This is a genomic window from Acinetobacter sp. LipI_23, from assembly GCF_058243045.1.
In genome coordinates, this window is sequence record NZ_JBZAYJ010000001.1 from 1,583,134 (window position 1) to 1,603,712 (window position 20,579).

Annotated in this window: 14 protein-coding genes, 2 pseudogenes and 1 other annotated feature; of the genes and pseudogenes, 13 read left to right on the plus strand and 3 right to left on the minus strand. The window is 41.5% G+C overall.

Features of this window, described 5'->3' with window-relative positions:
- Nucleotides 1-41 precede the first annotated feature (41 nt).
- The 4 genes from AC4CVD_RS07795 (at nucleotide 42) to AC4CVD_RS07810 (ending at nucleotide 5,248) form a co-directional block, all read left to right on the plus strand.
- Entirely contained in the window at nucleotides 42-956 is a 915-nt protein-coding gene (locus AC4CVD_RS07795; RefSeq protein ID WP_490752755.1) for a LysR substrate-binding domain-containing protein, read from the plus strand.
- Nucleotides 957-1,235: 279 nt separating this feature from the next.
- Nucleotides 1,236-2,603 carry an MFS transporter gene (locus AC4CVD_RS07800; protein WP_490752757.1) on the plus strand — a complete coding sequence of 456 codons (1,368 nt, stop codon included), beginning with the start codon at nucleotides 1,236-1,238 and terminating at the stop codon, nucleotides 2,601-2,603.
- 240 nt (nucleotides 2,604-2,843) lie between these two features.
- Nucleotides 2,844-4,121: a DcaP family trimeric outer membrane transporter gene (locus tag AC4CVD_RS07805; protein ID WP_490752759.1), complete on the plus strand. Its 1,278-nt coding sequence runs from the start codon at nucleotides 2,844-2,846 to the stop codon at nucleotides 4,119-4,121.
- Nucleotides 4,122-4,360: 239 nt separating this feature from the next.
- A complete protein-coding gene (locus AC4CVD_RS07810) occupies nucleotides 4,361-5,248 on the plus strand; it encodes a DMT family transporter (protein ID WP_183176021.1) in 888 nt (295 codons plus the stop codon).
- A 209-nt stretch (nucleotides 5,249-5,457) separates the two neighbouring features.
- On the opposite strand, the gene AC4CVD_RS07815 is transcribed toward AC4CVD_RS07810, so the two are convergent.
- Nucleotides 5,458-5,619 carry a hypothetical protein gene (locus tag AC4CVD_RS07815; protein ID WP_004979714.1) on the minus strand — a complete coding sequence of 54 codons (162 nt, stop codon included), beginning with the start codon at nucleotides 5,617-5,619 and terminating at the stop codon, nucleotides 5,458-5,460.
- A 405-nt stretch (nucleotides 5,620-6,024) separates the two neighbouring features.
- Here AC4CVD_RS07815 and AC4CVD_RS07820 point away from each other — a divergent pair, with 405 nt between their 5' ends.
- The 4 genes and pseudogenes from AC4CVD_RS07820 to AC4CVD_RS07835 all read left to right on the plus strand — a co-directional run.
- A complete protein-coding gene (locus AC4CVD_RS07820) occupies nucleotides 6,025-6,861 on the plus strand; it encodes an SDR family NAD(P)-dependent oxidoreductase (RefSeq protein ID WP_490752762.1) in 837 nt (278 codons plus the stop codon).
- 130 nt (nucleotides 6,862-6,991) lie between these two features.
- A complete protein-coding gene (locus tag AC4CVD_RS07825; protein WP_234950151.1) occupies nucleotides 6,992-7,900 on the plus strand; it encodes a cation diffusion facilitator family transporter in 909 nt (302 codons plus the stop codon).
- Between the two features lie 64 nt (nucleotides 7,901-7,964).
- Nucleotides 7,965-8,384 carry a cation efflux protein, CzcI-like gene (locus AC4CVD_RS07830; protein ID WP_490752764.1) on the plus strand — a complete coding sequence of 140 codons (420 nt, stop codon included), beginning with the start codon at nucleotides 7,965-7,967 and terminating at the stop codon, nucleotides 8,382-8,384.
- Nucleotides 8,385-8,431: 47 nt separating this feature from the next.
- A pseudogene (locus AC4CVD_RS07835) lies at nucleotides 8,432-9,337 on the plus strand (TolC family protein); the annotation flags it as partial.
- A gap of 38 nt (nucleotides 9,338-9,375) precedes the next feature.
- Here AC4CVD_RS07835 and AC4CVD_RS07840 read toward each other — a convergent pair.
- Nucleotides 9,376-10,595, minus strand: a protein-coding gene (locus AC4CVD_RS07840; protein WP_490752243.1) for an IS3-like element ISAba19 family transposase whose coding sequence is annotated in 2 segments (ribosomal slippage) — nucleotides 9,376-10,319 and nucleotides 10,319-10,595 — 1,221 coding nt in all. Because the reading frame shifts where the segments join, the coding sequence is not laid out codon by codon here.
- Nucleotides 10,204-10,320: a sequence feature (AL1L pseudoknot), on the minus strand. It overlaps the preceding gene by 117 nt.
- A gap of 48 nt (nucleotides 10,596-10,643) precedes the next feature.
- Between AC4CVD_RS07840 and AC4CVD_RS07845 the strand changes: the two are divergent.
- The 4 genes and pseudogenes from AC4CVD_RS07845 to AC4CVD_RS07860 form a co-directional block, all read left to right on the plus strand.
- A pseudogene (locus tag AC4CVD_RS07845) lies at nucleotides 10,644-11,066 on the plus strand (TolC family protein); the annotation flags it as partial.
- A gap of 1 nt (nucleotide 11,067) precedes the next feature.
- Entirely contained in the window at nucleotides 11,068-12,303 is a 1,236-nt protein-coding gene (locus AC4CVD_RS07850) for an efflux RND transporter periplasmic adaptor subunit (RefSeq protein WP_490752766.1), read from the plus strand.
- A complete protein-coding gene (locus AC4CVD_RS07855; RefSeq protein WP_490752768.1) occupies nucleotides 12,293-15,439 on the plus strand; it encodes an efflux RND transporter permease subunit in 3,147 nt (1,048 codons plus the stop codon). Before AC4CVD_RS07850 ends, AC4CVD_RS07855 begins: the two co-directional genes overlap by 11 nt.
- Before the next feature lie 205 nt (nucleotides 15,440-15,644).
- Nucleotides 15,645-15,758, plus strand: a complete 114-nt coding sequence (locus tag AC4CVD_RS07860) for a hypothetical protein (RefSeq protein WP_010326689.1) — start codon at nucleotides 15,645-15,647, stop codon at nucleotides 15,756-15,758.
- Between the two features lie 115 nt (nucleotides 15,759-15,873).
- Here the strand turns inward: AC4CVD_RS07860 and AC4CVD_RS07865 are convergent, their stop codons facing one another.
- The gene (locus AC4CVD_RS07865) at nucleotides 15,874-17,967 is read right to left on the minus strand and encodes a TonB-dependent siderophore receptor (protein WP_490752770.1); all 2,094 of its coding nucleotides are present in this window, start codon (nucleotides 17,965-17,967) and stop codon (nucleotides 15,874-15,876) included.
- Nucleotides 17,968-18,381: 414 nt separating this feature from the next.
- On the opposite strand from AC4CVD_RS07865, the gene AC4CVD_RS07870 reads away from it, so the two are divergent.
- Entirely contained in the window at nucleotides 18,382-20,568 is a 2,187-nt protein-coding gene (locus AC4CVD_RS07870; RefSeq protein ID WP_490752771.1) for a TonB-dependent siderophore receptor, read from the plus strand.
- The last annotated feature ends 11 nt before the right edge of the window (nucleotides 20,569-20,579 follow it).

A 20,579-nucleotide genomic window follows, 5' to 3' on the forward strand; every position in this document is an offset into this window, starting at 1 on the left:
TCAAATTAGCATTTTAATATATCTTAAAGGTATAAATAGTCATGGAATTGAGACACCTCCGCTACTACGTAGCTGTTGTAGAAGAGCAGAGTTTTACCAAAGCTGCTGAAAAATTATTCATTGCACAGCCTCCTTTAAGCCGCCAGATACAAAATCTAGAGGCTGAATTGGGGGTGCAATTATTTGAACGTGGCAGCCGTCCACTCAAGACCACGGAAGCAGGACAATTCTTCTATCAACACGCGGTTAAACTTTTGTCTAATGCCGAAGAAGTCAAAGCCATGACACAGCGTGTAGGCTTGGTTGAAAAAACGGTGACCATGGGCTTTGTGGGATCGTTGTTATATGGGTTATTGCCTAAAATTGTGTATTTATTTCGCCAACAGCAAGCGCATTTAAAAATCGAATTGATTGAAATGAGTACCAAAGACCAAATTCAGGCCTTAAAAGAAGGGCGGATTGATGTTGGTTTTGGACGTTTACGCATTTCCGATCCTGCTGTGCGTCGGGTTTTACTACGTGAAGAACCGTTGATGTTAGCGGCACATTCTAGTCATCCTTTGACGGCGCAAAAACAAGGCGTGTATTTGGCTGATTTGGTTGATCAAAACTTATTTCTTTATCCAAGTCATCCCAAGCCAAACTTTTCTACCCAAGTCCAAGGGCTGTTTTCAGAATATGGGCTGGAACCTAAACATTTAAAAGAAGTCCGTGAAATACAGTTGGCACTGGGGTTAGTTGCAGCTGGAGAAGGAATCTGTGTGGTTCCAGAAAGTGCACGAACCATTCAACTGCCGCATTTGAACTATATTCCAATCTTAGATGATGCAGCGACTAGCCCCATTTTCCTGGCTATTCGTTCCATGGATGAAAGCGAGGACATTCGTTCATTATTTGATTGTATTTATCAGGTCTATGACCTTGAAGCGATCAAATATGACCGTGCATTTATCTAAGCTTGGGGATTTAAATTCCACGATACTTTTAACGTCTACATTTTAAATAGAGCCATTACAGCCATCCTTGGGGATGGCTTTTTTATAGTCATTTTCGCTTGGTTTTGCTTATTTTCTGTCTCTTACTGAAATTATGGCTGATATAAGCTATTTATTTAAAACAATAAAAACCTTAACCGACCTTAAAGGTATAAATATAGAGTTATTCGGTTTTGGACAAGAAAGCTACTTTTGCTGCAATGTGCACAGCAACAAACATTCGCAAGCAGGAGGCTTAAAGTGAATACAAATCCAGTTAACATCAACACGGTGGTCGATGAAGCCAAATTTACGCCCTTTCATTGGAGTGTACTCATTTGGTGTCTACTGATTATTATTTTTGACGGTTATGATTTAGTCATCTATGGCGTGGCACTGCCACTTCTGATGCAAGAGTGGGGGCTCAGTGCAGTACAAGCAGGCTTACTTGCGAGTACAGCATTGTTTGGCATGATGTTCGGTGCAATGAGCTTTGGTACGTTGTCTGACAAATTGGGCCGTAAAAAGACCATTATGATTTGCGTGGCTATTTTTAGTGGCTTCACCTTTCTAGGCGCATTTGCAAGCAATCCTATTGAGTTTGGTATTTTACGTTTTCTTGCAGGACTTGGCATTGGTGGGGTGATGCCAAACGTGGTCGCACTCATGACTGAATATGCTCCGAAGCGTATTCGTAGCACACTCGTTGCGGTTATGTTCAGTGGTTATGCTATTGGTGGCATGACCTCAGCTTTACTGGGTGCATGGTTAGTAACAGACTATGGTTGGAAAATCATGTTCTATATCGCCATCATTCCATTTTTGGCTTTGCCGATTCTTTGGAAGTTTTTACCTGAGTCTTTAATGTTCCTGACTAAAAAAGGCGAAACTGAAAAAGTCCGTGAAATTGTGCAAAAAATTGCACCTGAGCAAGCGATTCAGCCTGACACGACATTTAAGCTCAATGAACCTGTTGCTGGTGATGATGCTCCATTAAAAGCATTGTTCCAACAAGGCCGTACCTTTAGCACCATGATGTTTTGGGTGGCATTCTTTATGTGCCTGCTCATGGTCTATGCGCTTGGAAGCTGGTTACCAAAACTGATGATTCAAGCGGGCTATTCGCTTGGTGCAAGTATGATTTTCTTATTTGCTTTAAATATTGGCGGTATGGTTGGAGCGATTGGCGGTGGTGCGCTCGCAGACCGTTTCCACTTAAAACCAGTTTTAATGACGATGTTCACCGTGGGTGCTATTGCACTAATTCTACTTGGTTTCAACAGTCCACAAATGGTGCTGTACGGTTTAATTGCAATTGCGGGCGCAGCAACCATTGGTTCACAAATTCTACTGTATACCTTTGTTGCACAGTTCTATCCAACTGCGGTGCGCTCTACAGGTATGGGCTGGGCTTCAGGCATAGGACGCATTGGCGCAATTGTTGGACCAGTATTAACAGGTGCATTATTAACTTTTGAGTTGCCACATCAAATGAATTTTCTCGTGATTGCGATACCTGGTGTAATTGCGGCTTTGGCAGTGTTTATGGTCAACTTGAAAGTGTCTGTAGATGGTGAAAAAACCAAATCAAAACAAGTGTTTGATGCAGTTAAATCGACAGCCAATTAAATAATATTGAACCCATGAGTCTAGTGCATTAGTAGTAGGCTCATTTCAAAAACTGTATGAACTGTTAAAATCAATTTGCTTTTTAGAAGTTGTTTTTTAACGCGATTTTTAATGCGATAAAAAGTTTCATTTTAAAGTATTAAAAGAAATGCATTGCGTTAGAAAACAGCGATGAAAAAGAGAGCTAAATATTAAAGAGTAAAAGTCAGGACAGACTTAAATACACAGGACCCGTGTTAAATGAAACAATTTAAGAAGAACGTTTTAGTTGTTACTTTATCCATGTTAAGTAGTGCAGCATTACATGCACAAACCAATACAACGGCAGAGATTGAGCAACTTAGAAATGAAATTAATGCGTTAAAACAAATGCTTCAACAGAATACGCAGCAACAACAGCAGCAAGCTGTTCAATTGAGCGCTGTTGAACGCCAAGTGTTGACGACGCCAAAAACGGTTGAAAAAACGGGTTTAGGTTTGACCAAAGGTGGGGCAGAGTTCAACTTATACGGTAATGTTCGAATGGACGCATCGTATCAATCTGAAGGCGGTAGCAAAGACATGCCTTATAACCAAATCAATAGTGTACCTTTAGAAGGAAATGCTGAAAATAGCGATCGTTTAAGATCAACCCTTTCAGCAACGCGATTAGGTTTGGACTTTAAAGCGCCTGTAGCCGATCAGAACTTAAATGCCAAAATTGAGGTCGACTTTTTAGGCGGTGCAAACCTTGATAATTTACGTATTCGTCATGCGTATTTAAACTATGGTAACTGGTTAATTGGTCAAACATGGTCAAACTTTGCGACTCCAGACTATATCCCTGAAACGATTGACGCTTTGGCTTATGTGGGTGCTTCAATTAAACGTACTCCTCAAGTGCGTTATACCCATAAATTCACGCCAAATACTAACTTAGTCGCGGCAGTGGAAGACCCGAAAGATGCCAGCATGAGCCAACGTATGCCTGCATTTACAGGACGACTGAATCATAAGTTCAATGATGCACTTTCAGTCAGTGGGCGTGCAATGGCACATGAAAAACGCATTCAAAATCAAGAAGAGTGGGCGTATGGCGTAGGCGTTGGTGCCAAATTTGATATCACCCCAGTAACTTCTGTAAAAGCCGACTACTACCATGTCAAAGGTGATAGCAGCTTTGTATCCTTTACTAACCCTGGCGTAGTTGCAACAGGCACAAGTATTGAACAAAGTGAGTTTGACTCAATTACTGTCGGTTTAACACAGAAGTTTAATGACAAATTACGTGGTACTTTGGCTTATGGTTATATGACTTTTGATAAAAATCAGGACTACCTTGATGCTGTAGCTGATGATACCAAAATCAATAAAAACTTATGGCAAGCATGGGGTAATTTATTCTATAGCCCAGTTCAGCCTGTTAGCCTTGGCGTAGAGTATGTCTACGGTGAGCGTGAAGCGTTTGCACCTGCGGCAAATGGTAGTAAAAAAGGTCAAGACAACCGTGTGAACTTGGTTGCGATTTATAACTTCTAATACTTGAAGTGAAATTTCACATAGAAGCCGAAGGATAACTCCTTCGGCTTTTTATGTATTGCCGTTTAATTTACTCGATACTCAGTTTTGAAAAGATGTTGCACATGTAATGCAATAGTCGAAGTTTCATCAGAACTTAAGTTATTTGTCACATAAGAATAAGTCATGAAAATAAAGCACATGTGTTGTCATCAACGGGTTACATTAGGTGAGGTAAGTAACTGTATATAGAGTACTTGATGACAATAACATGGATTCTTTTTACGCTTATGGCCGCTTTTATGCAGGCTTGGCGCAACGCTTTTCAAAAGCAACTCAGTACAACTGTTGATGTTTATGGAGTGACTCTAGCACGGTTCATCTTTGCTCTACCTTTAGCACTGATTTACATCAATTGTCTTTACCATTTCCAACCTGTAATAGAGTCCGTCCATTTCAATCTCCATTTTGCTATTTATGTGCTTATTGCGGCGTTGAGCCAAATTGCCGCAACAGCCTTGATGGTTCAGCTTTTTAAGCAAAAAAATTATGCGATTGGAGTGGGGCTTGCTAAAAGTGAGGCAGTACTTGCCGCGATTATCGCCGTGGTCTTTTTATCCGATCATTTAAGCCTTTTAGGCTGGTTCGGGGTTGCTGTCGGAGGCTTCGCAGTATTTTTAATGTCTAAAGGGCGGGACTTTTCTGATTTTTCCGTACCAACCTTATGTATAGGTATCGGTAGTGGTTTATGTTTTGCCATTACCTCGCTCTTGGTACGTGAGGCCAGTTTAGAACTAACAAATTTACCGTTTATTCACCGCGCAGCTTGGGTGCTTTTAATGGTGATTGCGACACAGTGCTGTTTACTTTTAATGTATTTGGGAATATTTCGCCGTGCAACATTATGGGCCATGTGGCAGCGTATTGGACTTACATTTCGTGTCAGCCTCTGTAGTTTTTTGGCGTCACTGGGTTGGTTTAGTGCCATGAGTATGCAGTCCGTGCCCATTGTAAAAACTTTGGGGCAGGTTGAGATTATTTTTAGTATGTTAATTTCAGCCTACTTCTTTAAAGAAAAGCTGGCACGTGCTGAACATCTCGGTATTGTATTGGTGGTGATTGCAGCGTTTTTAGTGATTTGGGCTTGAAGTCTGATCTTCACATAGCTAATGTCATTCTTTTGTAATGACATTAGCCATTCAAAATATAATTTAACTGCCGTTTTACTAGTCTTCAACTCAAAAAATAGAGACTAAACCCATGTCTAGGTTTAATCTCTAAAGTGTGTTTTTCTCGTGAGATTTAATTCTGTAGCCAAAATTTAGATGTTGATATTAGTGCAACAAGCTTCAGATTTTTACTGAAGAAGGTAGTTTTGATCTGCACCGACAAAGAAAATCACACCTATACAAAAAAGCCCACAGTAAATCGCGAACCAGATAATCATGTTTTTAAATGCTTTATCTGAAATTGAACTATCTGCATATTTTGCTGGTTTTTTTGAGTCTAGATCTTTCATGGTTACTGCACTCAACTGAGGTGATGAGTACATTATGTAAAGCAAACGACTGATGAAACAGATACAAAACAAGATTAAAAAAATATAACAGATGAAGCAGAATTGCTCATGACTGTTATATTTTAAACCTGTGGGGGACACAGTATGCAGATATCATTAACTTGCGTTAGTTTTTAGAGTCCTATCACTTAAAAATACAAAAAAAATAAAAATAATCTTATATTTAAAATACCACTCATGAATTCTATACATACTGAATCATTAGAAATGATCATTTCATTCATGGCTGTAATTTTTGTACATTAACTAAAATAGCACCTTGTCTGCGTAGACTAGAGTACTTGAACCTTCAGCATGACGTTTAAGTGCAAAACGATATTTAGAACACTATATTTAGAGAGTATTATGAAAAATTTTGAAAATAAAGTGGCAGCGATCACAGGCGCAGGTTCAGGCATTGGGCAGCAGTTGGCGATTCAACTGGCTAAACAAGGTACACATTTGGCACTCAGTGATGTCAATGAACAAGGTTTGGCTGAAACCTTAAATCACGTCAAAGATTATCCTGTTTCAGTCACGCTCACAAAACTGGATGTTTCAGACCGTAAGGCAGTAGAGGATTGGGCAAAGCAGTGTCAGCAAGACTTTGGGCAGGTCAATTTCGTTTTTAATAATGCAGGGGTCGCGTTAGCGAGTACTGTTGAAGGCTTAAGCTATGAAGATGCCGAGTGGATTTTCAACATCAACTTTTGGGGTGTGGTATATGGAACCAAAGCTTTTTTACCCTACTTAAAACAAAGTGGATCTGGGCATATTGTGAATATCTCAAGTCTATTTGGGCTCACTGCTCAACCTACTCAGAGTGCCTATAATGCGACAAAGTTTGCTGTCCGTGGTTTTACCGAAGCACTGCGTCAAGAGTTAGATTTGCAAGACTGTGGCGTTAGCGCAACTTGTGTTCATCCGGGTGGTATACGTACCAATATCGCCAATAGTGCACGAATGAGTGACAGTATTCGTGCATTAGGTATGAACCCTGAGCGTGCTAGCCGTTCTTTCAATAAAATGCTTAAAACTCCGCCAGATGTGGCAGCACAGGCCATTTTAAAGGCTGTGAAAAAAGATGAGCGCCGTGTCTTAATTGGAACAGATGCCAAAATTATCGATCTCGTACAGCGTATTACACCAACAGGCTATACGCAGGCCATGAACTTTTTGACAGGAAAAAAACGCCGCAAATAAAGACGTATTCACATGAAAGATGATTTTATCGTTTTAACCGAGTATGCTAAATCGAGTAATTTTTAAATTAAAAAAAGCTTCGATTTCAATGGTGAAGCATTTCGTTAAATAAAATGATAAGGAGTCCTACATGAGTGGTTCTCATAACCATGATCACAGTCATGTTGAAGTGACTGCAAAAAATGCCAAGAAATTAACCATTGCACTTGCCCTGACGTTTACCTTCTTAATTGTAGAAGTGGTTGCAGGATTTATCACGCAAAGCTTGGCCTTACTGTCCGATGCAGCGCATATGTTTACCGATGCCGCTGCTTTAGCGATTGCTTTAGCAGCCATCAAAATTGGGCAAAAACCTGCCGACGATAAACGCACGTTTGGTTATCAACGGTTTGAAATTTTGGCAGCGTTGTTTAATGCCATGATGTTGTTTGTGGTGGCGATTTACATTTTATATGAAGCCTATCAGCGTTTTAGCCAACCACCCGAAATTCAAAGCTTGGGTATGTTGGTTGTCGCGGTTTTGGGTTTAATCATCAACCTAATTTCAATGAAAATTTTGGTGTCGAGCAGCCAAGACAGCTTAAATGTGAAAGGGGCATATCTTGAAGTACTGAGTGATGCCTTGGGTTCTGTGGGCGTGATCATTGGCGCACTGGTGATTTATTTCACAGGTTGGATGTGGGTAGATACTGTTATTGCGGTGTTGATCGGCTTTTGGGTCTTACCTCGAACTTGGGTGCTACTGAAACAAAGTATCAATATTTTGCTCGAAGGTGTGCCAAGTGAAATTGATATCGAATCTTTACGCAATGACTTGCTGGCTTTAGATGGAGTGCAAGGCATTCACCAGCTTAAAGTTTGGGCCATTACCTCTAAAAATGTGCATTTAACAGCGCATTTGATTGCACCCGATGTAGATCAGAGAGCTTTATACCACCAAGCTGTGGAGTTATTGGGGCATGAGCATGGGATTACGCAAGTGACTTTGCAGATTGAAGAAGATGAATGCCATCCACACCAACATGAACATAGTCATTAAAAAGACTTGACCTTAGACTTAGTCTAGGCTTTACAATAGCATCACTTTATTTTAGTACGACATTATGCGTTCTACCACGTGGATTAGCGTCTTAGTTGCTTTATTCATGTTCCAAAGTCTTTGGAACGTGGCGGCAGTTTTTTGCGTCCATGAAGAACAAAAAGCTCAAGTCGTGACACAACAAAGTTTTCATTTTGGCCACCATCAAACCACCTTGTGTGTGTCTGATGATAAGGCACACCAGCAAATCAGTGTTGATGACCATACTCAAACGGCAAATGATCAGTTTGAATTGGGTGAAGACCATCAAGATCATTTGCCCTCAATGGCTCATTTGATTATTCCGAAAGAAAAAAATTATCAACTGCCGCTCGCGCTTGAACTTCGTGAGCGTCCGCAGTTTTTTTGGCACAATGCTTATCAAGCCCCTGATTTATTGGGGCAACATCCTCCTCCTGAACTTTCCCCGCTACTGGTGGGGTAGCCTAAAACATTTCCCACCACTTCTTCTAAAAATTAGTGGGAAAAAGCATGTCGAATCAATTTAAGGCGTTTATACGCCAAGCCCTTGCTGTGGGCATAACAACAGCAGCGATGCAATGGAGTTTTGCCGAACCGATCAAGACTTTGGATGAAGCTTTAGCAAAAGTAGAGCGTTATCAAAACCAAAGTGACATTGGGCAACAACGTCAAAGCATTACAGAGCTGAACATCAAAAACAGTGGCCTATGGCAAAATCCTAGCTTAAATATCAATCAAGATGGTTTTGGTTCAAATACTGATCGTGAGCTCAGTATTTCCATCAGTCAGCCCTTAGATGTGTTTGGACAGCGTAAGCTCAATCAAAAACTCGCAGAAACAGCGCAGCAACAAGGACAGTTACAGCAACAACTGTGGACAGCACAAAGCCAATTGGTGGTGAAATTTGCATGGTCTCAGTTGGCTTTGGCACAAGTTGAAAAATCGCTGTACGCAGCACAACTCAAAGTGAGTCAAAACAATTTAGACAGTGCCAAAAAACGTTATCAGGCGGGCAGTATTGCTTTGGTTGACTATGAACGTGCGCAAATCGAAAGTTTGGATATGCAGCGCTTATACCAACAAGCGGTATTGGCAGAACAAGTAGCACAGCGTCAACTCTCAAACCTTTGGGGCGAAACCAAAGCCGACATTCAACTTAATGCGACTACCATGCCATGGCCAGATCAAAGTGAAGCCATAGTACAGCGCTATATTGCTGAAGGTTGGTTGGAAAAGCTGTATGCACTGAACGTTCAACAGTCCAATTTAAACATTGAAAGTTTAAAAGTGCAGGCGCGTCCCAATCCGACCTTAAATGTCGGCATGAAACGGAGTCAAGCACCGAATGAAAGTAGCGATACCACATTAGGTGTCGGCGTGGATATTCCGCTGAATATTTTTAACCGTCAGCAATATGAACCGTACCGGGTTTGTCGGAGATTTTTTTATTTAAGTTAGGCCACCTGACCTAACGGGTTAATCTTATCATAGTACATTGCTTCAAACTCAAAAGGCGATACATAACCCAGTGCACTGTGTACACGCTTTTTATTGAACCAATATACCCAGTTTAGTGTCGCAAGTTGTACATCTGCTAAACCTTGCCAATCTGCTTTTAAATATTCAATCACCTCTGTTTTGTATAAGCCATTCACCGTTTCAGCCAGAGCATTATCGTATGAATCACCAGTTGTACCGACTGATGCTCGTAAATTTGCAGCTTCTAAACGATTGGTATAGCGAATAGAAAGATATTGAACACCTCTATCTGAATGATGAATCACATTCTTAGGCATACCTCGATCGTGCAATGCTTGCTCCAATGCATCGAGCACCATATCTGTATTCATCCGTGTAGATACTTTCCATCCAACAATTGCTCGTGAGAACACATCAATAACAAATGCGGTATATACCCAGCCTGAATGAGTTTGAATATACGTAAAGTCACCCACCCATAGTTGGTTTGGATGATCAGCATTAAAATTACGTTTCACTAAATCATCTGCCCGTTTTTGGTCATCTCGGTTACGAGTAGTTTGTTTATTCTTACCACGCCAAACACCTTGTATACCTAGCTTTTGCATCAATCGAGCAACTGTACAGCGTGCAATAATATAGCCTTCACGTTTTAATTTTTGCCAGACTTTACGTACACCATATCGACCTGAACTTTCCTTCCAAATTCGTTTAATTTGTTCAGCATGATGCAAGTCATGTAAATCTCGTTTCGCTCGATGTTCTGGATTGTCCGCGAGATCTAAAGTCCGGTAATAGGTTGAAGGTGCGATAGGTAAAATTCTACAAATCGCTTCAACACCATATCGATCTTTATTGTTATGGATAAAATCCACCATTATTTGTGTGGGCGGTCGAGCTCCGCCTGGGCGAAAAAAGCGGCTGCTTTGCGTAGAATTTCATTGGCACGTTTTAATTCTTTAATTTCACGTTCCATTTGCTTCATTTTTTCTTGGTCAGATATCTGTTGTACTTTGGCAGGATTTAGTTGATCCAGATGCTTTAAATACCAAACACGCAATGTTTCAGGAGTACAACCGATTTTAGGAGCAATAGCTGTGATTGCTGCCCAAGTAGAAGGATAATCTTTTTCAGATTCAATTAGTAATTGAACCGCTCTTTCTCTGATTTCAGGGGTATATTTTAATTTTGTCATCGGGATAGTTTCTCAGAATATTGACTCTCCGACAAACCCGGTACGGTTCAATACAGCATTCCGATGGCTCAGCGTCAGCAAAGCCTGTTGAATCAGCAGCAACAGCGTGAGTTAAAACAGCAGATTTTAGATATCGCCAATGCCATGCATGAGCTCAAAGGACTAAAACAGCAGTTCAGTGCGATAAGCCAACAAACCACTTTGGCAGAACAAGTGCAAGTCCGCACGCTACAAGGTTTTAAAGCAGGAAAACTGTCCATTACCGACATTCAACAAGCCAACTTACAGCTGCAAAGCATTCGCCTTGGGCAGTTGCAGCTATTACGTCAAGCTTGGCAGACCGCATTGACCGCAGAAGCACTCAGCCTAGGCATTAGCTATGAACAGATCAGTAGTTCAGATGCTTATAGTCAAATCAGTAAAAATTCAATCGCACAAATACAAGACCTCATCCTTGGCGGAGCACAATAATATGCAACTAAAAAACCAATTTGGAAAAATATCACAGCCATTGATGATTGGGCTTTTGCTTCTAGTAACACTCCTTATTGCTATAGTAATTTGGTTTAGCTCGAAAGATAAAACCACTGATGAACATGCGCATGCAGAACATGAAGAATCTGAACATGCGGATGAACCCGAGGCAGAAAAAGGACATGCCGAGGAAGGTGAAATTCAACTGACAGCGCAGCAACTGACAGAGCAAGGCATTCAAATCGCTTCAGCTCAACAAGGTGTGGTGTCTCAGGTCACCGTTCTACCCGGAAAGCTTGTGGTCAATACCGATCAGCAAGCACATATTTCGCCAAACTTTGGTGGGCATGTGGAACAAGTGAATGTTGAACTTGGTCAAAACGTACAAAAAGGACAAACTTTGGCTGTACTGTCCGTCCCAGAACTGATTGATCAACAGGCCAATTTGCGAATGGCTCAAGCCAGTTTGGATTTGGCACGTCAAGATTATCAACGTGAACAGCAGTTATGGTCACAGGGCATTTCTGCCAAGCAAGATTACCAACGGGCAGAAAATGCTTACCGACAAGCGCAGATTACTGTGCAATCGATGCAAAGTCGCTTAAACGCCCTAGGGGCAACAGGTGGAGTAAATGGTCGTTTTGCCATTAAAGCACCCATTTCAGGTGTGATTAGCCAAAAAGATATCGTAGTGGGTGAAAACGTACAATTGGCCGATCAGCTTTTTGTGATTGAACAATTTAAAGAGTTATGGCTTGAGTTTAATCTGCCTGCTCAGTACTCAGGTCAGTTACAAGCCAATCAGAGTCTGACATTTAAGCCGAATGCTTCTGAGCAAAAATATGAAGCCATTATCCAAAGCTTAACCTCTCAAGCCGATGCACAAACAGGACGCTTGGTGGTACGTGCTAAATTAAAAAGCCAAGCGGCTGAACTACGTCCAAATGTTTTGGTGAATATCTTTTTAGACAATACCAGTTCAAAAACAGCACTTCGCGTCCATAAAAGTGCTATTCAAAACATTGAAGGTCAAACTTCGGTATTTGTGGTCGACGCTGAACAAAAAGGACAAGTGCATTTGAAAGCACAGCCCGTTCAGCTTGGGCAAGCTTCCAATGACGTGCAATGGGTGGAAGTGATTTCAGGCTTAACCGAAGGTCAGCGCTATGTCAGTCAAGGCAGCTTTGTCCTTAAGTCTGAACTAGAAAAAGGCGAGGCTGATCATGCACACTAATCATGATTTACCCAAGCCTGAGGGTTTGTTTGAACGAATTATTCAGTTCTCTATTCAAAATGCAATTTGGGTCATGCTCTTTGTATGCACGTGGATCGCGGTCGGGGTTTATAGCTATCAAAAACTGCCGATCGATGCAGTGCCCGATATTACCAATACGCAAGTACAAATTAATACCCAAGCCAATGGTTTTACCGCACTGGAGGTTGAGCAGCGGATTACCTATCCAATTGAAACTGCAATGGCGGGTATTCCAGATTTACAGTTGACTCGTTCGATTTCACGTTATGGTTTGTCGCAAGTCACCATCGTATTTGAGGATGGCACAGACATCTATTGGGCACGTCAGCAGATTAATCAACGAGTACAAGAGGTCAAAGCAGATTTACCCAGTGATGTTTCTCCAACCATGTCGCCAGTTTCGACGGGTTTAGGTGAAATTTATCAATGGGTCATTAAAGCCGAATCGAATGCCAAAAAAGCGGATGGTACGGCTTATAGCGCGATGGACTTGCGGGAGATCCAAGATTGGATCGTTCGTCCACAATTGCAACGTGTTGCGGGGGTTGCCGAGGTCAACAGTATTGGTGGGTTTAACAAAACCTATGTGGTTGCTCCCGATTTAAACCGTATGCAGCAGTTGAATATTTCCTTAAGCCAGCTACAAACAGCTTTACAGGAAAATAATGAAAACCGTGGTGCCGGCTATATTGAGGAAAATGGTCAGCAACTCACAGTGCGTGTTCCAGGGACACTCAACAGTCTTGCAGACATTGAAAATACAACAGTTGCCAGCCCAAATGGGAACCCAATTCGTGTCGCGGATATTGCGCAGGTTTCAATTGATCATGACCTCCGAACAGCAGGAGCAACCTATAACGGCGAAGAAACTGTACTCGGCATCGCTATGATGATGATGGGGGAAAACAGCCGAACGGTCTCTAAAGCTGTAGATGCCAAAATTCAAGAGGTGCAAAGCAGTTTACCGCAAGGTGTCACAATAGAAACGGTTTATGACCGGACCACTTTGGTGGAAAAAGCCATTAAAACGGTACAAAAGAACTTGGTCGAAGGCGCAATCTTGGTGATTGTGATCCTCTTTTTATTCTTAGGTAATATTCGTGCTGCGTTAATTACAGCCTGTGTTATTCCACTATCTATGCTGTTTACTTTAACGGGTATGGCACAACAGAATATCAGTGCCAACCTGATGAGTTTAGGGGCATTGGATTTCGGTATTATTGTCGACGGTGCAGTGGTGATTGTTGAAAACTGTATTCGCCGTTTAGCCCATGCGCAGCAGTTACTCAAACGACCCTTGACTCAGTCGGAACGTTTTAAAGAAGTGTTTTTGGCAGCGCGCCAAGCCCGCCGTCCACTCATTTTTGGTCAGCTGATTATTTTGGTGGTGTACTTACCGATTTTTGTACTGACTGGCGTAGAAGCAAAAATGTTCCACCCAATGGCGTTGACTGTTGTGCTTGCACTCGTTGCAGCCATTATTTTGTCGATCAGCTTTGTACCTGCGGCTGTCGCACTTTTTGTAAAAGGTGACATCAAAGAAACTGAAAGCCGTTGGATGCTGTGGTTAAAAGAGCGATATGAGCGGGTTTTAGACTGTGCCTATCAGTATAAAGCGGTGGTTTTAACATTTGCACTGTGCTTGTTGATGTTGACAGGATTACTTGCAACGCGTATCGGCAGTGAGTTTGTACCGCAACTGAGTGAAGGTGACTTTGCTGTACAGCAACTGCGCTCTCCAAGCACAGGCTTAGAAGAGTCACTTCGTATTCAGGAAAATACGGAAAAGCTACTTCTGAAAAAATTCCCTGAAATACACGCTATTTTTGCGCGGACAGGCACGGCTGAAGTGGCGACCGATGTTATGCCGCCGAATATTTCAGATGGTTATGTCATGTTGAAACCCCGTGATGCATGGCCAAACCCAAAAGAAACACTCGATGAACTGCGTAGCCGTATGCAGGCCTATTTAGCTACATTGCCCGGTAACAACAGTGAGTTTTCTCAACCAATTGAACTGCGTTTCAATGAGTTAATATCGGGCGTGCGTAGCGATGTCGGTGTCAAAATCTTTGGCGATGACATGCAAGTACTAAATGCGGAAGCTGAAAAAATCAGTAAATTGATTCAACAGGTTTCAGGCAGTACCGCCGTTAAAGTTGAACAAACGTCGGGTTTACCTTTGCTCAATGTAGAAATTGATAAAAGTTTAGCAGCTCAATATGGCCTAAGTGTCAAAACCATACAAGACTATGTATCAGCAAGCATTGGCGGACAAAATGTTGGTGAAATTTTACAGGGTGACCGCCGTTTTGACTTTGTGATTCGACTCAGTGAACAAGACCGTAGTGTCAGTGGGATCGCGCAACTGCCCATACAGCTTCCGAACGGTGGCAGCATTTTACTCACTGATATTGCCACTGTAAAAATGATGGATGGCATCAACCAAGTCAGCCGCGAAAATGGCAAACGTCGTGTAATTGTCACGGCGAATGTCGAAGGGCGTGATTTGGGCTCTTTTGTCACAGAAGTACAAAGTCAGCTTAAGCAATACCCGCTACCAAGTGGCTACTGGATTGAATATGGTGGTCAGTTTGAAAATCTGGCCTCGGCGCAGGCTCGAATGCAGATTGTGATTCCACTGGCATTATTGACGATCTTTATTTTGCTGATGGCCGTTTTCCATAACATCAAAGAAAGCTTGCTGGTGTTCACGGGCGTTCCATTTGCCCTAACTGGTGGTGTGCTTTTCTTGTGGTTAAGAGACATTCCTTTATCGATGTCGGCGGGTATTGGTTTCATTGCCTTGTCTGGGGTTGCCGTCTTAAATGGTTTGGTCATGTTGACCTTCATTAAAGAGCTAAGGGAGCAATACCGATTACATGAAGCCGTTTGGCAGGGAGCGATTTTGCGATTAAGCCCTGTTTTAATGACCGCTTGTGTAGCGTCCTTAGGTTTTGTCCCAATGGCGCTTGCCACGGGCACAGGAGCAGAGGTTCAACGTCCGCTGGCGACCGTGGTAATTGGTGGAATTATTTCTTCGACGTTATTGACCTTGGTGCTATTGCCAGTGTTGTATCGTTGGATGAATGCAAAGAAAGAAACGAAAGTTTAATCCTTTAATCAACTGAAGTATGGGGAGGCAAAACAATCTCCTCATACTTTTTTATACTACTTAATATCAGTCTGACCGCTTTTGGGAGTTAAAAATGGCAAATCTGTTATAGTCTGTTATATTTTTTTCACAAAGAACTGTATCTGTCCTTTCGTATAGGAAACCTTAGAATAATGAATATAGATAGAGCGTTGAGGTATTGGAAATGAACTTTTTACTGAAGAAAAATAGAGCTTGGTTTGTATTCTTTATCATTACTTTATATTCGTTTCTTGGATTTTTTCTTGGATTTATCATTTGGGAATATTTTTTGAAGTAAGTACATAGTAACGCTAAAGAAAACTAAGGCAGCTAATACTTCAGAAACTAATCAGAATCTTACTTTTCTAACACCAGACTCAACTCATAACGAGACAAGTCTGGTTGTATAAACCTTAAAACTTCCATTGCACCGAGACAGATGCATTTAAAGGGTCGCCGGGTTGAATCCACATATCACTATAACTTGCAACATAGTACGTTTCGTCTAAGAGATTGTGCACATTGAACTGATAACGTAGCTGATCTGTTGGCGCATAATAAGCATTTAGATTCAACAAAGTATACTCAGGTAAGTTGAATCCGTTATCTGTATTGTGTCCACTACGTTTGCCCACATAGATTGCCGTTGCACCCAGCCCAACTTTGTCTGCATTGGCAAGGGTCCATTCATAGTTGCTACTGATAGAGCCGCTGTGCTTCGGCACATTGCTGAGTCGTGAACCTTTAGCAAGAATTTGGTCTTTTTCAACTTGGGCGTCTGTGTAGCTATAATTGGCACGTATAGAGAATTGATCATTGAGCTGTGTCTCTAGATCGAGCTCTAGCCCCTTACTTGAGACTTCTCCAGCGGTAATTTGATAGTTACTATCTGCTGGATCTGTGGTTAAGACATTCTCTTTATCCATTTTAAAGAGGGCTAAGCTCAACAAACTCTGTGGGGTAATCCGATATTTCCCACCAATCTCATAGCTTTTTCCTTTTTCAGGGTTAAACATATCGCCATTTCGGTCCATGCCACTGTTGAGCGCAAAGGATTCTCCATAGTTGGCGTACCATGACCAACGATCATTCAGTCGGTAGTTTAAACCCAAGCGTGGACTGGTTTGTTGTAAATCCTTTTTACTGGATGTACCTGCAAGTTTATTTTGAAAGTCTTGGGTGACGTGATCAAAGCGCGCACCAAACAGCACACTCCATTGATCATTGAGGAAAATTTGATCTTGTATATTCAGTGCAAAATAGCGTTGCTGTTCTTTGGTGTTAATGAAAAGTGGAAGCTCGGGTAAGTATTGTCCATAAATAGGAGTATAGATATCAATGCTATTTGGCACGCTACTACTGTGGTTTCGACGCAGTTGTAATTGACGATACTTCATCTGCCCAAGTTCTGTGCTCAAAAGTACTTCATGACGGGCCCAGTCTTGTTGGATCGTCCCAAGAACTTCAGTTTGAAAGAGAATGTCATCACTTTTATTGTCACGGTAGCGACGCTGGCGCTCTAATGTGCGTCCATCACTTTCAATACGACGAGGTTCACTGGAAAAGCCTTTGAGCTGAGTATCTTTCACACTGAGAGCATTATTCATTTTCCAGTCATCATTAAACTGATGTGCAAGTCGAAGCTGATAGAAATGATCTTTTTGAATATGATCACCATCATCAGGTTCGCCTGTAAATGTTTTAGGGTCCATCACGAATTGTTTTTGATAACTACTTACACCACGGTCGAAGGTTCCATCTTGTCGGGTAAATTCGCTGTCAAAATCTAATTGGGTTGAATCTGAAATTTCCCATGTGAATTGAGGGGAGAAAAACCAACGCTCACTCTGCACATGATCACGAAAACTTTGGTTATCTTCATGTGCGACCGCAATACGATAAGCCACAGCATCACTGATTGGGGCAGTATGTTCAAAACTAGCACGGTATTTTTCTAAACTATTGGCACGTAAATTCACTTCTGAAGAACTTTCCCATTCAGGCTTTTTAGTGTTGATATTCAGTAGACCGCCAGCTTCCCCGCGGCCATAGAGCGCAGCCATTGGGCCTTTTAAAAAGTCGAGAGATTCAATATTCACCATATCTCGCGGAGCACTGAGTCCGCGGTTGACACTCAGACCATTTCTTATGATTTGTGCCCCAATATTGGGGTCTGTACTAAAACCTCTAAATGAAAAGTTATCCCAAAAGCCGCCACCATAATTAGTTTGACTATAAACCCCGCTCACTTGCGTGAGTGCATCGTCAATACGTTGTACATCTTGTTGCTGAATTAACGCTTTGGATAACACACTTCGACTAAATGGCACGTCTAAAATGTCATGCGAAAACTTAGTCATTGCAGTACTTCGCTGAAGGTTTTCCCCCTCAGTTTCGGCTTGTAATTGGATGGTCTGGAGTACTTCTGTTGAAGTTTCGGCCCAAGTGAAAGAACTCAGTAGGCTTAAATATAAACTAGAAGATAGAATGGAGAATTTATTCATCATGAAGGAGAGTAGTTTAGATTTCGTATTGTTATGTTATAACATTTTAATAAATTTGTATTTAAAAAATCATTTTAAAAACGAAAAATGGTTTAAAAAATTGAAATAAATAAACCTAAGCTTTTATGTTCCAATCCGCAATCCACAATACACTGCTTCAAGTCAGCTAAAGTCCCAATACCATATGCTGTATCAAATACGACTGAAGATATGGAACGCAGATCAACGTTATAATTTAAAAGCATGTGGTTAAACTATAAACTCAATTTCTAAATCTTCACACTCAAAGCTATCGCCAGATAATTTAAAAAAAGCTGAGATATGTTTAATAATGTGCTTGTTCATTCTACAAAAATTGTGAATACTCATGCCGCAAAATTCAGGCTGTAAATTTATCTTTTGGGGTTAGCAACGACAGTGAAAACGTATCCATTTTCTCGTTTACAAAAAGCATTATTGGCGGTTGGTTCATTTTCATGTCTAGGGCTGAACTCGGTATGGGTACATGCGGCAGAAGAGAGTGATGTGGAACAACTTGCAACCATTACAACCACTGCTCAAACTGAACAATTGGCTTATTATCAACCTAAGGTTAATTTGTCTGGGTTTGGTCAGCAAAACCTTGCAGCCATTCCTGCATCTATTCACACCGTTACTGCTGAACTGATCGCAGATCAACATGCGAAAACACTGGGCGATGTGGTAAAGAACGATGCGTCCGTTGGGGATGGCTATGCACCCATTGGTTACTATGCCAACTTTGTGATGCGTGGATTTAGCTTAAATGCGGGATCAAGTTATTTACTGAACGGTAATTTGCTACGCGGTGAGCAAAATGTAGCGTTTGAAAATAAAGAACAAGTTGAAATCCTAAAAGGCATGAGTGCGATTCAAAGTGGGATGTCAACGCCGGGCGGAGTAGTGAACTATGTGAGCAAACGCCCCAAAGATGTCCAATCTTTGACCCTTGATGCAGATAGTCATGGCGGTAGTCGTGTGGCGACTGACCTTGGTGGATGGTTTGGGGACAATCAACAGTTTGGTTATCGTGTGAATGCAGCTTATGAAGATATTCACCCCTATGTTGAACATGCTGATGGAAAACGTTTGTTTGGTTCCTTGGCTTTAGACTGGAAAATTTCAGATCGTTCAAAACTTGAATTTGATCTTGAATCACAGCGTCAAAAACAGCGTTCAGTACCGGGCTATCAGCTACTTGATGGTAAAACTGTACCGACAGGAGTGAAATGGGATCGTTTACTGGGCTATCAAAGCTGGAGCAAACCTATCACCAATGAAAGTCTAAATACGAGTTTAAAATACAGCTATCAAATCAATGATAACTGGAGCGGCAATCTGTCTGCTTCACAAAGTCGTGTGGTTGTAGATGATTACTCAGCCTTTGTTTGGGGGTGTTACAGCAGTGTGTGTCAAACTTCTGGTCTAGGTAATAGTTTTGACCAAAATGGGAACTATGACATTTATGACTTCCGCAGCCCAGATGATAGCTATTTAACCAATCAATTTAAAACAGGCTTAAACGGAAAGTTTAACACTGGAGCATGGCAACATAACCTGAGTTTAGAGCTATCCCATGCTTATAAACGCCATACTCAATATGATGCTATATACTTACCAGTAGTTAAGGACTCTGAATCTACAGGAAATATTTATGATGATCCTATTAGCTATACACCTACGGATAAAGCCTTAGGTAATCATTACAAATCTTTGGATAGTCAACAAACAGCCCTCAATCTGTTGGATCAAATCGAATTTAATGATGCATGGTCAGTTTTGCTGGGCGGTAAGCTTTTACATTTAAATGAAAGTGCCTATGCTGCGGATGGCAACAGTATCCGTGACACCGACTTTAATCGCTTCTTACCACAGCTCGCGTTGATGTATCAGCCTTGGCAGAACACTCATCTGTATGTTTCGTATGCAAAAGGAATCAGCGACGGCAGTCAAGCGCCTGCATATACAGATAATGCTTATGTTACCTTAGCACCAAGACGTTCAACTCAATATGAATTAGGTCTTAAACAGCAATGGCAAGAGCTACTGATTACTGCCGCGTTGTTTGACTTAACACAAGACCATCAATATACCAACTTAGACAACTACTATGTCACCGATGGTGAACAGCATAACCTAGGTTTGGAATTGGGCTTGCAAGGTCGCGTTGCGGAAAATCTGGATATGATATCGACTTTGGCTCTGACTCGTTCACGTTTGGAAGATGTACAAGTAGATGCTTATAAAGGGCATCAAACTCAAAACGTACCGACGGTTCGTTTTGCTAGTCATGTGTCTTATCAAATGCCTCAAGTAGAAGGTTTACGTCTACTCGCAGGTATGCAATACAGTAGTAGTAAATATGCTAACAAAACGGGTACGGTTAAAGTTTCAGGCTATACCGTATTCGATGCGGGTGCAGCCTATAACTTCCGTGCTTATGGTTATGACAATATGCTTCGTCTGAATGTTGATAATTTGTTCAATAAAAAATATTGGCGAGATGCAGGAAGCTTCTTCGGGGATGACTATTTATTTCTGGGCACACCACGTACAGCACAATTTTCATGGACTGTGAACTTCTAATAAATAGTTTT

Excerpts from the sequence above, each read along its gene's own strand:
- AC4CVD_RS07795 (WP_490752755.1), top strand. The coding sequence starts at position 42 with ATGGAATTGAGACACCTCCGCTACTACGTAGCTGTTGTAGAAGAGCAG.
- AC4CVD_RS07805 (WP_490752759.1), top strand. The coding sequence starts at position 2,844 with ATGAAACAATTTAAGAAGAACGTTTTAGTTGTTACTTTATCCATGTTA.
- AC4CVD_RS07810 (WP_183176021.1), top strand. The coding sequence starts at position 4,361 with ATGACAATAACATGGATTCTTTTTACGCTTATGGCCGCTTTTATGCAG.
- AC4CVD_RS07815 (WP_004979714.1), bottom strand. The coding sequence starts at position 5,619 with ATGAAAGATCTAGACTCAAAAAAACCAGCAAAATATGCAGATAGTTCA.
- AC4CVD_RS07820 (WP_490752762.1), top strand. The coding sequence starts at position 6,025 with ATGAAAAATTTTGAAAATAAAGTGGCAGCGATCACAGGCGCAGGTTCA.
- AC4CVD_RS07825 (WP_234950151.1), top strand. The coding sequence starts at position 6,992 with ATGAGTGGTTCTCATAACCATGATCACAGTCATGTTGAAGTGACTGCA.
- AC4CVD_RS07830 (WP_490752764.1), top strand. The coding sequence starts at position 7,965 with ATGCGTTCTACCACGTGGATTAGCGTCTTAGTTGCTTTATTCATGTTC.
- AC4CVD_RS07850 (WP_490752766.1), top strand. The coding sequence starts at position 11,068 with ATGCAACTAAAAAACCAATTTGGAAAAATATCACAGCCATTGATGATT.
- AC4CVD_RS07855 (WP_490752768.1), top strand. The coding sequence starts at position 12,293 with ATGCACACTAATCATGATTTACCCAAGCCTGAGGGTTTGTTTGAACGA.
- AC4CVD_RS07860 (WP_010326689.1), top strand. The coding sequence starts at position 15,645 with ATGAACTTTTTACTGAAGAAAAATAGAGCTTGGTTTGTATTCTTTATC.
- AC4CVD_RS07865 (WP_490752770.1), bottom strand. The coding sequence starts at position 17,967 with ATGATGAATAAATTCTCCATTCTATCTTCTAGTTTATATTTAAGCCTA.